Genomic DNA, 14,681 nt, shown 5'->3' with positions numbered 1-14,681 from the left:
GGGGCCGTCCGGCCGACGTCCGTCAGGGCGCCGGCCGGAAGGTGTCGAAGGAGATCTGCCGTGCCTGGGCGTTCTGCGGTGCGGCCCACTCCGCGTCCGGCGAGGTCCAGTAGACGGCGTAGCCGTACTTGGCCGGCGAACCGGTGACGAAGCCCCGGTTGAGCGAGTGCATCCGCGGGGTGCCGTTGGTCCACTCCCAGTCGGCGGCGTTGCTCCACTCGCGGTAGGCGACGGCCTGAAGCTGCACCCGCTGGTAGTTGCTCACCTGGCCGCGCAGTCCCGGCTCGGACTCCTGCCAGTCGGCGAGGGCGCTCGGCCCCGGCGTGGTGGTCCACTCGATCCGCAGGGTGCTGCCGTTGCCCTTGAAGGTCCGGCGGGTCGCCTCCGAACCCGTGAGCTGCAGCCAGTCCGGCAGCACGATCGAGAAGCCGGACGCGTCCTTGTACTCGTGGTGACCGGCGGGCACGACGGCCCCGGTCGGCGTCGGGGTCTGGGCCGGCGCCGGGGTCTGGGCCGGCGCCGGGGTCTGGGCCGGCGCCGGGGTCTGGGCCGGCGCCGGGGTCTGGGCCGGTGCCGGGGTCTGGGCCGGCGTCGAGGCGGGGGTCACCGGAGGCGTGGCGGCGGGCGCCGCGGCCGGATCCGAGGTCGCCGGGTCCGGGGTCACCGGGGCGGTGGCCGGCGGGATCGCGGAGGCGTCCACCGGCGGGGCGCCGGCCGGCGAGGTCCCGGTGCTCGCGGTCACGGACGCGGTGCCGCGCGCACCGTCGGCCGATCCGTCGTCGGAGTCGCCGAGCGCCCGCACCAGTGCGACCACGCCCGCGATCAGCAGCAGCACCACCACGACCGTCGCCAGGGCCAGCCGGTGCCGGCCCTTCCGCGGGTCGGCACCGGCCGCCTGGGTCGCGCCCAGCGTCCACTCGCTGGTCACCGGACGGGCCGCCTCGGTCTCCGGCGCCGGCGTCCCCGACGGCCCGGCCGTGCCGTCCTCGGGCTCCGCGGCCGGCGCCGCCCGCTCCCCGCTCCCGGCGTCCGCGGCCCGGCTCCCCACCCGGACCGTTCCGAGCAACCCGCCGACCGACGGCTTCGCGGTCTCCGGCTTCACGGCCGGACGCTCCCCCGCCGGGCGCTCCGCCGCGCCGTCCGCCGCACCGCCGCCCGCCACCGGCACCGCCTGCTCGGTGGTCGACTCGGCCCGCGCCGTCGCGTCCGCCGCCACCCGCTTGAGCATCGACCGGGTCTGCGAGGCGGTCAGCCGCTCCACCGGGTCCTTGGCCAGCAGCCCCTCGATCACCGGCCGGAGCGGACCGGCGTTCACCGGCGCGGTCAGGTCCTCGGTCATCACCGCCGTGAGCGTGGCGAGCGCCGAACCCCGGTCGTACGGCGGCCGGCCCTCGACCATCGCGTACAGCGTGCCGCCCAGTGACCAGAGGTCGGCCGGCGGCCCGGGCTTCTGCCCGCGGGCCCGCTCCGGGGATATGTACGAGGGCGCGCCGACCAGCATCCCGGTGGAGGTCACCGAGGTGTCGCCCTCCACGCTGGCGATGCCGAAGTCGGTGAGCACCACCCGCCCGTCCTCGCCGATCAGCACGTTCGAGGGCTTGACGTCCCGGTGCAGGATGCCGTGCGCGTGCGCGGCGCTCAGCACGCCCAGCACGTCCAGCGCGATCTCGGCCGCCCGGGCCGGCTCCAGCGGGCCGTCCTCCCGGATCACGTCCGCCAGCGAGCGGGACTCGACCAGCTCCATGACGATCCACGGCCGGTCGTCCTCCTCGACGACGTCGAAGACGGTGACCGCCGAGTTGTGCCGGATCCGCGCCGTCGCCTTGGCCTCGCGCAGCGTCCGGACGATCAGCCGGTGCTTCTCGTCCTCCTCGACGCTGGCGTTCATCCGCAGTTCCTTGACCGCGACCGTCCGGCCCAACATCTCGTCCTCGGCACGCCAGACGGTGCCCATGCCACCGCGCCCGATCACCGCGTCCAGCCGGTAGCGTCCGGCCAGGAGGCGGCCGGTGGAACCCTGCGCCTGGGTCATTCGGAACGTTCCCCCATGTGCTGGCGGTCGTGGTGACGGCGTGTCGGACCGGCGTCGGGGCCGAGCACCCAAGCCTCCATCATCTCCTGTCCCGGGCGCCCCCGACCACCCGGCCCCCGGCCACCCTCGCACCGATGCCGCCCGGGCGCGGCGCTCCGTGCCCGATCTGTGATCGAAAACTCTGTCCGTCCCGCTCCGGGCACTGCTACCGTGCGGCAGTTCACCGTCCTTCCGGGGGGAATTCGACGTCCATGACCGCACCCGCACCGGGCGCTGACGGCCAGTCGGGCCGACCGCCCACGGCCCAGCACTTCTCGGTCGCACAGGAACCGGAGACACCCGAGGGCTACGTGGCCCCCGGGATGCCCGGCGCCCCGGTGGCCGGTTACCACCCCACCGCTCCCGGCGACTCCGACGGGCCCGCCGGACACCCCCGCTCGAAGCGCCGGTACCGCACCGGCCGGGCCCTCGCGATCGCCGTCGCCGCGATGCTGGCCGGTGCCCTCGCGTACGGCCTCGCCCCGACCCGGGCCGCGGCCACCGTCGGCTGGCTGGCGATCGCCCCGGCCGCCGCCGTCGCCTGGCCGCTCGGCCGGCTCGGCGGACCGGGCCGGCTGCTCCCGCCGCTGGGCGCGCTGCTCTCGGCCGGTTCGCTCCTGCTCGGCCAGCTGCTCGGCCAGACCCGCCGGCTGCACGCACTGGACGGCACCCCGTACGGCGAGCTGGTCCGCGACGCCCTCACGCTGTGGCGGGGGGACCGCCGGCTGCTCGACCTCGTCTTCTACGGCATCGCCCTGGTCGGCGGCTTCCTGCTGACCCGCCGCGCCGCGACCCGCCAGTAGGACGCGTCCGGTCCGGGAACGGCGCGAGGCCCCCGCCACGATCGGACGGGGGCCTCCGCGGGACGAACGGGCTCAGCGGCGGTTGAGCGCCGGGTTGACCGTCACCTCGACCCGCTGGAACTCCTTGAGCTCGGTGTACCCGGTGGTCGCCATCGCCCGGCGCAGGGCGCCGAACAGGTTCATGGTGCCGTCCGGGGTGTGCGAGGGGCCGGTGAGGATCTCCTCGGTGTTGCCGACGGTGCCGAGGTCGACGCGCTTGCCGCGCGGCAGCTCCTCGTGGACGGCCTCCATGCCCCAGTGGTAGCCCTTGCCCGGCGCGTCGGTGGCCCGGGCCAGCGCGGCACCGATCATGACCGCGTCGGCGCCGCAGGCGACCGCCTTCGGGATGTCGCCGCTGTAGCCGACCCCGCCGTCCGCGATGACGTGCACGTACCGGCCGCCGGACTCGTCCATGTAGTCGCGGCGGGCGGCGGCCACGTCGGCGACGGCGGTGGCCATCGGCACCTGGATGCCGAGGACGTTGCGGGTGGTGTGGGCGGCGCCGCCGCCGAAGCCGACCAGCACGCCGGCCGCGCCGGTGCGCATCAGGTGCAGCGCGGCGGTGTAGGTGGCACAGCCGCCGACGATGACCGGGACGTCGAGCTCGTAGATGAACTGCTTCAGGTTGAGCGGCTCGGCGGCGCCGGAGACGTGCTCGGCCGAGACGGTGGTGCCGCGGATCACGAAGACGTCGACGCCGGCGTCGACCACGGCCTTCGAGAACTCGGCGGTGCGCTGCGGGGAGAGCGCGGCCGCGGTGACCACACCGGAGTCGCGGACCTCCTGGATCCGCTGCTTGATCAGCTCGGCCCGGATCGGCGCCGAGTAGATCTCCTGCAGGCGGCGGGTCGCGGCGGCCTCGTCGGTGATCGAGACGATCTCGTCGAGCAGCGGCTGCGGGTCCTCGTAGCGGGTCCAGAGACCTTCGAGGTTGAGCACGCCGAGACCGCCGAGGCGGCCGATGGCGATGGCCTGCTCCGGCGAGACGACGCTGTCCATGGGGGCGGCCAGGAACGGCAGCTCGAACCGGTAGGCGTCGATCTGCCAGGCGATCGAGACCTCCTTCGGGTCACGCGTACGCCGGCTGGGGACGACGGCGATGTCGTCGAAGGCGTACGCCCGCCGGCCGCGCTTGCCTCGCCCGATCTCGATCTCAGTCACTTCGAGCCCTTCTGGTGGTGTTGCTCGTGCCCGCCGGGTCACCCCGGCCGCCCCCAGTATCCCGCACCCGCCCGGAGCCGCGCCGCCGCGCCCGCCTCCCGGACGTGCGGAAGGGGCCCGCGGCTGCGGGCCCCTTCCGGTTACCGGCTCAGCGGCCGCTGTAGTTCGGAGCCTCGACGGTCATCTGGATGTCGTGCGGGTGGCTCTCCTTGAGGCCCGCCGAGGTGATCCGGACGAACCGGCCCTTGCTCTCCATCTCGGCGACGGTGGCGGCACCGACGTAGCCCATGGTCTGGCGCAGGCCGCCGACGAGCTGGTGCAGCACCGCGGAGAGCGGGCCGCGGTAGGGCACCTGGCCCTCGACGCCCTCGGGGACGAGCTTGTCGTCCGAGGAGACCTCGGCCTGGAAGTAGCGGTCCTTGGAGTACGAGCGGCCCTGGCCGCGGGACTGCATGGCGCCCAGCGAACCCATGCCGCGGTAGGACTTGTACTGCTTGCCGTTGATGAACAGCAGCTCGCCCGGGGACTCCTCGCAGCCGGCCAGCAGCGAGCCCAGCATCACGGTGTCGGCGCCGGCGGCCAGCGCCTTGCCGATGTCGCCGGAGTACTGCAGGCCGCCGTCGCCGATGACCGGCACGCCGGCCGCCTGACAGGCCACGGCCGCCTCGTAGATCGCGGTGACCTGCGGGACGCCGATGCCGGCGACCACGCGGGTGGTGCAGATCGAACCCGGGCCGACACCGACCTTGACGCCGTCCACGCCCGCGTCGATCAGCGCCTGGGCGCCGTCCCGGGTGGCGACGTTGCCGCCGACCACGTCGACCTTGACGGCCGCCCTGATCTTCGAGATCCAGGCCAGCGCGTTGTGGCTGTGGCCGTGCGAGGTGTCGACGACCAGGAAGTCCACGCCCGCCTCGACCAGGGCCTGGGCCCGGTCGAACGCCTCGGCGCTGGCGCCGACGGCGGCACCGACCAGCAGCCGGCCCTCGCTGTCCTTGGCGGCGTTCGGGTACTGCTCGGCCTTGACGAAGTCCTTGACCGTGATGAGGCCCTTGATCCGGCCCTCGTCGTCGACCAGCGGGAGCTTCTCGATCTTGTGGCGGCGGAGCAGCGCCATCGCGTCGACGCCGGAGATGCCGACCTTGCCGGTGATCAGCGGCATCGGGGTCATGATCTCGCGGACCTGGCGGGTGCGGTCCGACTCGAAGGCCATGTCGCGGTTGGTCACGATGCCGAGGAGCTTGCCGCTCTCGTCGGCGATCGGCACGCCGGAGATCCGGAACTTGGCACAGAGCGCGTCGGCCTCGCCGAGCGTGGTCTCCGGGCCGACCGTGATCGGGTCGGTGACCATGCCGGACTCGGAGCGCTTGACCAGGTCGACCTGGTTGACCTGGTCCTCGACGGAGAGGTTGCGGTGCAGGACGCCGACGCCGCCCTGACGGGCCATCGCGATCGCCATCCGCGACTCGGTGACCTTGTCCATCGCCGCGGAGAGCAGCGGGATATTGACGCGCACGTTCCGGGAGACCCGGGAGGAGGTGTCGACCTGGTTCGGCAGCACCTCGGAGGCCCCGGGCAGCAGCAGGACATCGTCGTACGTGAGTCCGAGCATCGCGAACTTCTCGGGTACGCCTGCGGCGTTGTAAGACATTTGGGGGTACCTTCCGTGGCCGGCCTTGTCCGCTCACGCCCTGAGGGGTGGGGGCGTTGTCATCGCTCACTCGCTCGGACCGCCGAAAGCCGGGTGGCAACTGGAGGATCCTCCAGGGGAACCCCGTTCGCACCGCTGAAACTTTGGCGACCCGCCCAGGCGCCGATACCCCATGGTACTGGCACCCGCGAATGCGTCCTCGCGTGCCCTTGACAACACCTGCCGCCCGTGGGCCATTCCGTCCTCCGGGGCCGGAACGGGCGGGCTTGCCCGATGCCGGGCCCGGCATCGGGCAAGCCCTAGGAGGACTCCTCGGCGAGCGCCCGCAGCCGACTGAGCGCCCGGTGCTGGGCGACCCGGACGGCCCCCGGCGACATCCCGAGCACCTCGCCGGTCTCCTCCGCCGAGAGTCCGGCGGCCACCCGCAGCAGCACCAGCTCGCGCTGCCGGGCCGGCAGGTTGGAGAGCAGTTCCTTGGCCCAGGCCGCGTCGCTGCTGGCCAGCGCCCGCTCCTCCGGGCCGAGCGCGTCGTCCGGAACCTCCGGCAGGTCGTCCTGCGGGATCACGGTCGAGCCGGGCCCGCGCATCGCGGCCCGCTGCAGATCGGCGATCTTGTGCGCGGCGATCCCGTAGACGAAGGCCTCGAACGGGCGCCCCTGGTCCTTGTACCGGGGCAGCGCGCAGAGCACCGCCACACAGACCTCCTGGGCGATGTCGTCCACGTGGTGCCGGGCGCCGCCGGGCAGCCGGACCAGCCGGCCGCGGCAGTACCGCAGGGCCAGCGGGTGGACGTAGGCGAGCAGCGCGTCGATCGCCGGGCCCTCGCCGCGGACGGCGGCCGCGACCAGTTCGCCGACGAGCGGGGAGCTGCCCGTGCCGAGGACGGGCGGGCGGGCGGCGGGCGCGACGGGCCGGGCGGGCTCGTGCGGCTCCGCTTCGCGCTCGGCACCGGCTTCGCGTTCGGCACTGGCGGAGCCGGGGGCCCCGGAGCCGGCGGATTCCGCGTACGCCGCGTCGGGCCCGGACACGGAGGGCTCGGCCTCCACCGGGTCCGCCTCGCCGGGAGCCCCGGTCACGTCGTCGCGCATCGGTCCATGGTGCCTGGTCGCGCGGGAAAACGCGGCACCGCGTCCGGAGTTGTGCACCGGAACGTTATGCGGTGCCGCACCGGCACGCACCACCGGCCCCTCCTGCACCGTGCCGCCTCCCGCCCCGCCGGCGTCGGTGGTCCCGTCCGCCGCGCCGTCCGCCGAGTCTCCTGCGGCCGTGTGGTTCGCCGCAGTTCCTGTCCGCTGGTCCCCGAGGTGCTCCACTCCTCCATGGTGCAACCTCGGGACCGTAACGTCACACGCCCCTGCACAGGGAATCGCGAGCAGCGTGCCGGGACCGGCGGAGCCGCCGGCGGTCAGCGGACCAGACCCCAGCGGAAGCCCAGGGCCACCGCGTGCGCACGGTCCGAGGCGCCGAGCTTCTTGAACAGGCGTCGGGCGTGGGTCTTGACGGTGTCCTCGGAGAGGAACAGCTCGCGGCCGATCTCGGCGTTGCTGCGGCCGTGGCTCATGCCTTCGAGCACCTGGATCTCACGCGCCGTCAGGGTCGGCGCGGCGCCCATGTCGGGGCTGCGCAGCCGCCGCGGGGCGAGCCGCCAGGTCGGGTCGGCGAGGGCCTGGGTGACGGTGGCCCGCAGTTCGGCGCGCGAGGCGTCCTTGTGCAGGTACCCCCGCGCGCCCGCGGCCACCGCGAGGGCGACGCCGTCGAGGTCCTCGGCGACGGTGAGCATGATGATCCGGGCGCCCGGGTCCGCCGACAGCAGCCGCCGGACCGTCTCCACCCCGCCGAGGCCGGGCATCCGGACGTCCATCAGGACGAGATCGGAGCGGTCGGCCACCCAGCGGCGGAGGACCTCCTCCCCGTTCGTCGCGGTGGTGACCCGGTCGACACCGGGTACGGTCGCGACCGCGCGGCGAAGCGCCTCGCGGGCGAGCGGGGAATCGTCGCAAACGAGAACGGAAGTCATGACCGTCGTCCTCCGCAGCTGATCCGCGTCACGTTGAGCCTCCTGGCTGGTACGAACCTCTCCGACACGGCCGATCGGCGACAGACTCCGTGCTGATCGCCTGTGAATCTCCGCGATCGTTCCCGACGTCCGGCGCCCGCTAACCGCCTCCGCACTTCCAACGACCGTCACTCGAATGAGTTACGGCCTTCAGGGCCATCTCCACCACTGTACGTGGCCGACCCGTTACCGATCAGCCGCATCGCGGGGCACACGCCGCTCTTTTGCGCAGCTCGGGCGCGGTGGGCGCACGACCCGCACACCGATTCGGGCCCCCGCGCGCCCGTCGGCCACCCGATTGCCACGTTCGCGCCGGGCGATCGCCGCACCGCCAGGCATGCCCACTTTGCCCGTTTTTATAGCTTTTGTATGGTCATTGACTGTTGTGCCACTCTGTGGGTGACTTGTCCATGGAGTTGCCGTAAGTCATATTTCCAGGTGTCCACACCGGCGCCGGACGCGCCCCGCCGTACCGCCCAGTGCAATCCGCTGGCAGCCGGCGCGCGGTCGACGAGCCTCTGAAGGGAATGAGTCATGGCAGATTTCTCCCGCCTCCCCGGCCCCAACGCGGACCTCTGGGACTGGCAGCTCTCCGCGGCCTGCCGCGGCGTGGACAGTTCGCTCTTCTTCCACCCCGAAGGAGAGCGCGGCGCCGCGCGGAGCTCACGCGAGGCGAGCGCCAAGGAGGTCTGCATGCGCTGCCCCGTGCGCACCGAGTGCGCCGCGCACGCGCTGGCGGTCCGCGAACCGTACGGCGTCTGGGGCGGGCTGACCGAGGACGAGCGCGAGGAGATGATGGGCCGCTCGCGCAACCGCCTGGTGGAGGTGCCGCTCGTCGCGCCGGGCGGGGCCCAGCGGTACCTGTCGTAACCGTCCGTGTCCGCCGCGCCGAGAAGAAACGTTTCTTCTCGTGGTGGCGCACGTCAGGGCCCGGCGCCTTCCCGGCCTGCGCCCGGTCGGCCCGGGGACGGCCGGTCCGGGGCGGTCACGGCCCGGCCGCGGGCGACGGACGGCCGGTCCGGACACGGCCGGTGCCGCCCGGTGCCGCCCGGTGCCGCCCGGCCCCGGTCGACCCGGTCCCGGTCAGCGCCCGGGGCCCGCGCCCGCCAGCCGCTCCAGCATCAGCGCCACCGCCGGCACCTCGGCGAGGTCCGGGAGGGTCAGCGCCACCACCTGCCGTACCGCCGGCGCTCCCGTGGCGGCGTGCACCGCCACCGTCACGACCCCGTCCGGGCGCACCGACTGCAGCGCCAGCCCCGGCAGCACCGCCACCCCGAGCCCGGCGGCGACCAGGCCGACCACCGCGGGGTAGTCGTCGGTCGCGAAGTCGATCCTGGGCTCGAACCCGGCTCCGGCGCAGAGCTCCACCAGGTGCCCGCGGCACTGCGGGCAGCCGGCGATCCACTGCTCGGAGGCCAGCTCGGCCAGCTCCACGGGCCCGCCGCGCCCGGCCAGCCGGTGTCCGGCGGGCAGCAGGCCGACCAGCGGGTCGTCCAGCAGCGGGGTGACCACCAGGTCGGACCAGTCGGTGCCGGCGCTGAGCTGCTGGGCCTCCAGGTTGGCCTCGGCGCGCGCCTCACGGGGCGTGCCGTGCGCGGGCGCCGGCGCGGCGGCGCCGGACGCCTGGGGGTAGCGGAAGGCCAGCGCGACCTCGCACTCGCCGCCGCGCAGCATCGCCAGCGACTCCGGAGGCTCCGCGTCGACCAGCGACACGCGGACCCCCGGATGGCTGTCCCGCAGCCGGGCGACGGCAGGCGGCACCAGAGTGGAACTCGCGGTCGGGAAGGAGACCAGACGCACCCGTCCGGCCCGCAGTCCGGCGATCGCCGCCACCTCCTCCTCGGCGGCGGAGAGCCCGGCGAGGATCCCGGTGGCATGCTTGAGCAGCACCCGTCCGGCCTCGCTCAGCTGCATCCCGCGACCCGAACGGACCACCAGCGGGGTGTCCACGGACTTCTCCAGGGCCTTCATCTGCTGGCTGATGGCGGGTTGCGTACACCCCAGCTCGCGGGCGGCGGCGGAGAAGGATCCGGTGCGGGCGACGGCACGCAGGACGCGCAGGTGGCGGGCCTCGATCATGCCTCAAAGATATAAGTAAATCTTTGCTATCTGCAAAATTCAGATGATAGTTGAAGAGTAAAACTCGCCCACCGGCGCGGTGCGCGCCGGACGCCGCACCTCGGAGCGGCCCGTCAGGGGCGTACCGCGGCCGACACGCCGGAGGCCCGGCCGCGCCCCCGAGGGGCGCGGACCGGGCCTCCGGTCACTGAACGGGTGTCAGTGGGAGTGGCCGTGGCCGCCGTGCGAGTGACCGGCGTCGGGCTCCTCCTCCTTCTTCTCCACCACGAGGGTCTCGGTGGTGAGCAGCAGGGAGGCGATCGAGGCGGCGTTCTCCAGGGCGGAACGGGTGACCTTGACCGGGTCGATGACGCCGGCCTTGATCAGGTCGCCGTACTCGCCCGTGGCGGCGTTGTAGCCCTGGCCCGGCTCCAGCTCGGAGACCTTGGAGGTGATGACGTAACCCTCCAGGCCGGCGTTCTGGGCGATCCAGCGCAGCGGCTCGTGCAGCGCCTTGCGGACGACCGCGACACCGGTCGCCTCGTCGCCCGTCAGGCCCAGGCCGTCGTTCAGCACCTTGGCGGCGTGGACGAGGGAGGCGCCACCACCGGCGACGATGCCCTCCTCGACCGCGGCACGGGTCGCCGAGATGGCGTCCTCCAGGCGGTGCTTGCGCTCCTTCAGCTCCACCTCGGTGGCGGCACCGACACGGATGACGCAGACGCCGCCGGCCAGCTTGGCCAGGCGCTCCTGCAGCTTCTCGCGGTCCCAGTCCGAGTCGGTGTTGGCGATCTCGCCCTTGATCTGGGCGACGCGGCCGGCCACGGCCTCGCTGTCGCCGGCACCGTCGACGATGGTGGTCTCGTCCTTGGTGATGGTCACGCGGCGAGCGCTGCCCAGCACGTCCAGACCGGCCTGGTCGAGCTTGAGGCCGACCTCCTCGGAGATCACGGTGCCACCGGTCAGGGTGGCGAGGTCGCCCAGGATCGCCTTGCGGCGGTCACCGAAGCCCGGGGCCTTGACGGCCACGGCGTTGAAGATGCCGCGGATCTTGTTCACCAGGAGGGTCGACAGCGCCTCGCCGTCGACGTCCTCGGCGATGATCAGCAGCGGGCGGGAGGTACCGCCCTGCACGACCTTCTCCAGCAGCGGCAGGAGCTCCTGGATGGAGGAGATCTTGCCCTGGTTGATCAGGATGTACGGGTCCTCCAGGACCGCCTCCTGCCGCTCCGCGTCGGTCACGAAGTACGGCGACAGGTAGCCCTTGTCGAACTGCATGCCCTCGGTGAAGTCCAGCTCCACGCCGAAGGTGTTCGACTCCTCGACGGTGATGACACCGTCCTTGCCGACCTTGTCGATCGCCTCGGCGATGAGCTCGCCGACCTGGGTGTCCTGCGCGGAGAGGGTCGCGACGGCGGCGACGTCGTCCTTGCCCTCGATCTCGCGGGCGATGGACAGCAGGTGCTCGGAGACGGCGGCGACGGCCTTGTCGATGCCCTTCTTCAGGGCGGCCGGGCCGGCACCGGCGGCGACGTTGCGCAGACCCTCGTTCACCAGGGCCTGGGCCAGCACGGTGGCGGTGGTGGTGCCGTCACCCGCGACGTCGTTGGTCTTGGTGGCGACCTCCTTGACGAGCTGCGCGCCAAGGTTCTCGTACGGGTCGTCGAGCTCGACCTCACGGGCGATGGTGACACCGTCGTTGGTGATGGTCGGAGCACCGAACTTCTTGTCGATGACGACGTTGCGGCCCTTGGGGCCGATGGTCACCTTGACGGTGTCGGCCAGCTTGTTGACACCGCGCTCCAGCGAGCGGCGCGCGTCCTCGTTGAACTGCAGGATCTTCGCCATGTTCCCTATTCCCTCGGGGCTGCGGCCGTCGCGGCCGCTCGACTACGTGAACCAACAACCACGCCCCGGGCCCCTGTCACTAGGGACACGGATCCGGGGCGGGTCGGGACGTCTTACTTCTCGGTGCTGCTTACTTCTCGATGATGGCGAGAACGTCGCGCGCCGAGAGGACGAGGTACTCCTCGCCCTGGTACTTCACCTCGGTGCCGCCGTACTTCGAGTACAGGACGATGTCACCGACGGCGACGTCGAGCGGCAGACGCTGGCCGTCCTCGAAGCGACCCGGGCCGACAGCCAGGACGACGCCCTCCTGGGGCTTCTCCTTGGCCGTGTCCGGGATAACCAGGCCGGAGGCCGTGGTGGTCTCGGCGTCGAGCGGCTGGACCACGATGCGGTCCTCGAGCGGCTTGATGGCAACCTTGCTGCTGGTGGTCACGTCCGAGCTCCCCTTCGGAGATTACGGGGCTTACTAACGGGTAGGGGCGAACCTGCGGATCTGCCGTCGCGGGGGTCAGAAACGCCTCTTCGCGTTAGCACTCCCCCCGTGGAGAGTGCTAGGCATGACCATAGGCCGCGGTTAGCACTCAGTCAACCAGAGTGCCAACGGCGCGCCCCCGGACCCCGGGATACGGGCGAGTAGCCGCACTCGCGTTCGGGTCGTTCCCCCGACCGCACACGCGTCCCGTGATCGAGACCTCCGGACGCACCGGCCCGTCCCGGCGCACCGACCGGGGAGAATGGGCCCGTGGAGACCGACAACCTGCAGCCCCTGCTGACCGACCGGGGCCAGGCCCTGCTCGCCGAACTGCGCGAGTTCGCGCCGGAGGAGGAGCTGGCGCTGGCCACCCGGCTGCGCAGGGAGCACCCCGCCGAGCTGGTGTCCGCCGCCTTCGGGCAGGCCCGGCTCCGGCAGCGGGCGCGGGCCAAGTTCGGCGCGGACGCCGATCTCATGTACTTCACGCCCGACGGCGTCGAGCAGTCCACCCGGCGCAGCGTCGCCGAGTGGCGGGCCCACCGCTTCGCGGACCTCGGCGTGCGGCGGCTGGCCGACCTCTGCTGCGGGGTCGGCGGCGACGTGCTGGCACTGGCCCGGGCGGGGATCGAGGTCCTCGCCGTCGACCGGGACCCGGCCGCCTGCGCGGCCACTGCGGCCAACGCGGCCGCGCTGGGCCTGACCGACCTGGTCGAGGTGCGCTGCGCGGACGTCGCCGACATCGACGTCACCGGCTACGACGCGGTCTTCACCGACCCGGCCCGGCGCACCGCGCGCGGCCGGGTCTTCGACCCCGAGGCGTACGCCCCGCCGCTCTCCTGGGCGATCGGGGCCGGCCGGCGCACCCCGATCGGCGCGCTCAAGGTGGCACCGGGCATCCCGCACGAGGCGGTGCCGGCCGACGCCGAGGCCGAGTGGGTCTCCGACCACGGCGACGTCAAGGAGGCGGTGCTCTGGTTCGGCACCGGGGCCGCCGGCCCGCACCGCGCCACCCTGCTCCCCGGTCGGACGAGCCTGACCGGCGGCGACCTGCCCGACCCGCCGGCCGGCCCGGTCGGCCGCTACCTGTACGAGCCGGACGGCGCGGTGATCCGGGCCCACCTGGTCGCCGAGGTGGCCGGGCAGGTGAACGGCCGGCTGATCGACCCGAAGATCGCCTACGTCACCTCGGACGAGCTGGTCGCCACCCCGTACGCGCACGCCTTCGAGCTGACCGACGTGCTGCCGTTCCACATCAAGAAGCTGAAGGCGCTGCTGCGCGAGCGGGGCGTCGGCACGGTGGTGATCAAGAAGCGCGGAATGGCGATCACCCCGGAGGAGCTGCGCCGCCAGCTGAAGCCGTCAGGCCCGAACTCCGTCACGGTGATCCTCAGCCGGACCGACAACGGGCCGCTGATGATGCTCGGACAGCCCGTCCGGGCCGACGCTCAGGCGGCGGGCGACTCGATGTAGTCCTCCAGCCGGGCCACCGCGAAGCCCTGCTCCTGGATCCGGGCCAGCATCTCGCCGAACATCTGCGTCATCGTCTCGCCCTTGAGGTCCTTCGGGCCCCGGAAGTGGGCCAGGACGATGTCACCGGGCCGGAGCTTCTTGTCCGCCGCCTGGTACTGCATGTCGTGGATCTGCATCGACTCCCGCCAGAGCACGACGGCCCTCGGTCCGCACTGCTGCACCGCGTCGTTGAGCGCCGCCGTGTGGGCGCCGTCGCCGTACGGCGGCCGGAAGAGCAGCGGGGCGGTGCCGTACTGCTGGGTGAAGGCGGTCTGGGCGTCGCAGATCTCGGACCGCTGTCTCTCCGGCGTGACCTTGCTCAACTGGGCGTGGCCCGCGGTGTGGTTGTGGACGTGGTTGCCGAGCGCCTGGAGCCGCTTGAAGTAGCCGTAGTCGTCCTTGACGACGTCGCGGGTCAGGAACATCGAGACGGGCACCTTGAGGTCGGTCAGCATCTCGACGAACCGCGGGTCCTTCTCGGCGCCGTCGTCGATGGTGACGAAGACGACCTTGTCGGTGGTCCGCACCTCGCTGAACACCGGGACGGGCCCGCTCCGCCGGAGCTTCACCGGCTTGTCGGCCGGCGCCGGCGGCGCGGGCGGCAGCGGCTTGAGGTTCCACCTGGCCCAGGCGGCCGGATCCCCGGCGGCGGGAACGGGGGCGGGGGCCGGCGGCGGCGTCACGGGCTGCTGCGGCGCGGCCGAGGAGGCGGCGGCGCCCCGGTCGGCCGGGGTGGAGACCGCCGCGGCGGGCGGGCCGCCGGTCCCGCCGCCGCTGCCGCACCCGGAGACGGCGGTGAGCAGCGCCATCGCCCCCACCGCGTACGTCGTCGTCCTGCCCCGCCCGTGCCTCTTCACCGCGCCGTGCTCCCCGCTCCCGTCCAGCGATCTCATCGCCTTGCACGGTAACGGTCACGTGTTCGGTTCCCGGTCGGGCCTTCGAGCAGCCGATCGGCGGGGGTGGAGGCGGGTCGGGCGGCGGGGTCGGACGGCGCGGGGTCGGACGGCGGG

Annotated in this window: 12 protein-coding genes; 3 read left to right on the top strand and 9 right to left on the bottom strand. The window is 73.1% G+C overall.

What is annotated here, in order from left to right:
* Window positions 1–22: 22 nt before the first annotated feature.
* Window positions 23–2,032, bottom strand: coding sequence for a serine/threonine-protein kinase (locus PUR56_RS24050; protein ID WP_329950409.1), 2,010 nt, complete (start codon window positions 2,030–2,032; stop codon window positions 23–25).
* Between the two features lie 251 nt (window positions 2,033–2,283).
* On the opposite strand from PUR56_RS24050, the gene PUR56_RS24045 reads away from it, so the two are divergent.
* Complete coding sequence (locus PUR56_RS24045; RefSeq protein WP_329950408.1) at window positions 2,284–2,874, top strand: hypothetical protein; 591 nt, start codon at window positions 2,284–2,286, stop codon at window positions 2,872–2,874.
* A gap of 72 nt (window positions 2,875–2,946) precedes the next feature.
* Here the strand turns inward: PUR56_RS24045 and PUR56_RS24040 are convergent, their stop codons facing one another.
* From PUR56_RS24040 to PUR56_RS24025, 4 genes are all read right to left on the bottom strand, one after another.
* Entirely contained in the window at window positions 2,947–4,074 is a 1,128-nt protein-coding gene (locus PUR56_RS24040; RefSeq protein ID WP_329885354.1) for a GuaB3 family IMP dehydrogenase-related protein, read from the bottom strand.
* Between the two features lie 148 nt (window positions 4,075–4,222).
* A complete protein-coding gene (guaB, locus tag PUR56_RS24035) occupies window positions 4,223–5,725 on the bottom strand; it encodes an IMP dehydrogenase (RefSeq protein WP_329885355.1) in 1,503 nt (500 codons plus the stop codon).
* Window positions 5,726–6,024: 299 nt separating this feature from the next.
* Complete coding sequence (shbA, locus tag PUR56_RS24030; protein WP_329885730.1) at window positions 6,025–6,573, bottom strand: RNA polymerase sigma factor ShbA; 549 nt, start codon at window positions 6,571–6,573, stop codon at window positions 6,025–6,027.
* Between the two features lie 557 nt (window positions 6,574–7,130).
* Entirely contained in the window at window positions 7,131–7,742 is a 612-nt protein-coding gene (locus PUR56_RS24025) for a response regulator transcription factor (RefSeq protein ID WP_014136228.1), read from the bottom strand.
* Window positions 7,743–8,315: 573 nt separating this feature from the next.
* Between PUR56_RS24025 and PUR56_RS24020 the strand changes: the two genes are divergently transcribed.
* Window positions 8,316–8,651 (top strand): WhiB family transcriptional regulator, encoded by a 336-nt coding sequence (locus PUR56_RS24020; RefSeq protein WP_329885356.1) that lies wholly within the window; start codon window positions 8,316–8,318, stop codon window positions 8,649–8,651.
* Between the two features lie 213 nt (window positions 8,652–8,864).
* Here the strand turns inward: PUR56_RS24020 and PUR56_RS24015 are convergent, their stop codons facing one another.
* The 3 genes from PUR56_RS24015 to groES all read right to left on the bottom strand — a co-directional run bounded on the left by PUR56_RS24015 (window position 8,865) and on the right by groES (window position 12,123).
* The gene (locus PUR56_RS24015; RefSeq protein WP_329885357.1) at window positions 8,865–9,860 is read right to left on the bottom strand and encodes a LysR substrate-binding domain-containing protein; all 996 of its coding nucleotides are present in this window, start codon (window positions 9,858–9,860) and stop codon (window positions 8,865–8,867) included.
* A gap of 198 nt (window positions 9,861–10,058) precedes the next feature.
* Window positions 10,059–11,687, bottom strand: coding sequence for a chaperonin GroEL (groL, locus tag PUR56_RS24010; protein ID WP_329950407.1), 1,629 nt, complete (start codon window positions 11,685–11,687; stop codon window positions 10,059–10,061).
* A gap of 130 nt (window positions 11,688–11,817) precedes the next feature.
* Complete coding sequence (gene groES / locus PUR56_RS24005) at window positions 11,818–12,123, bottom strand: co-chaperone GroES (protein ID WP_014136232.1); 306 nt, start codon at window positions 12,121–12,123, stop codon at window positions 11,818–11,820.
* A gap of 309 nt (window positions 12,124–12,432) precedes the next feature.
* On the opposite strand from groES, the gene PUR56_RS24000 reads away from it, so the two are divergent.
* Window positions 12,433–13,632 carry a THUMP-like domain-containing protein gene (locus tag PUR56_RS24000; RefSeq protein WP_329950406.1) on the top strand — a complete coding sequence of 400 codons (1,200 nt, stop codon included), beginning with the start codon at window positions 12,433–12,435 and terminating at the stop codon, window positions 13,630–13,632.
* Here the strand turns inward: PUR56_RS24000 and PUR56_RS23995 are convergent.
* Window positions 13,608–14,564 carry a polysaccharide deacetylase family protein gene (locus tag PUR56_RS23995; protein ID WP_329950405.1) on the bottom strand — a complete coding sequence of 319 codons (957 nt, stop codon included), beginning with the start codon at window positions 14,562–14,564 and terminating at the stop codon, window positions 13,608–13,610. The genes PUR56_RS24000 and PUR56_RS23995 overlap by 25 nt on opposite strands.
* Between the last annotated feature and the right edge of the window lie 117 nt (window positions 14,565–14,681).

The organism is Streptomyces sp. BE303, assembly GCF_036290945.1.
In the GTDB taxonomy this organism is placed as follows: domain Bacteria; phylum Actinomycetota; class Actinomycetes; order Streptomycetales; family Streptomycetaceae; genus Kitasatospora.
Note: the sequence above shows the minus strand (reverse complement) of the source record. Positions and strands in the feature narration are given on the sequence as shown.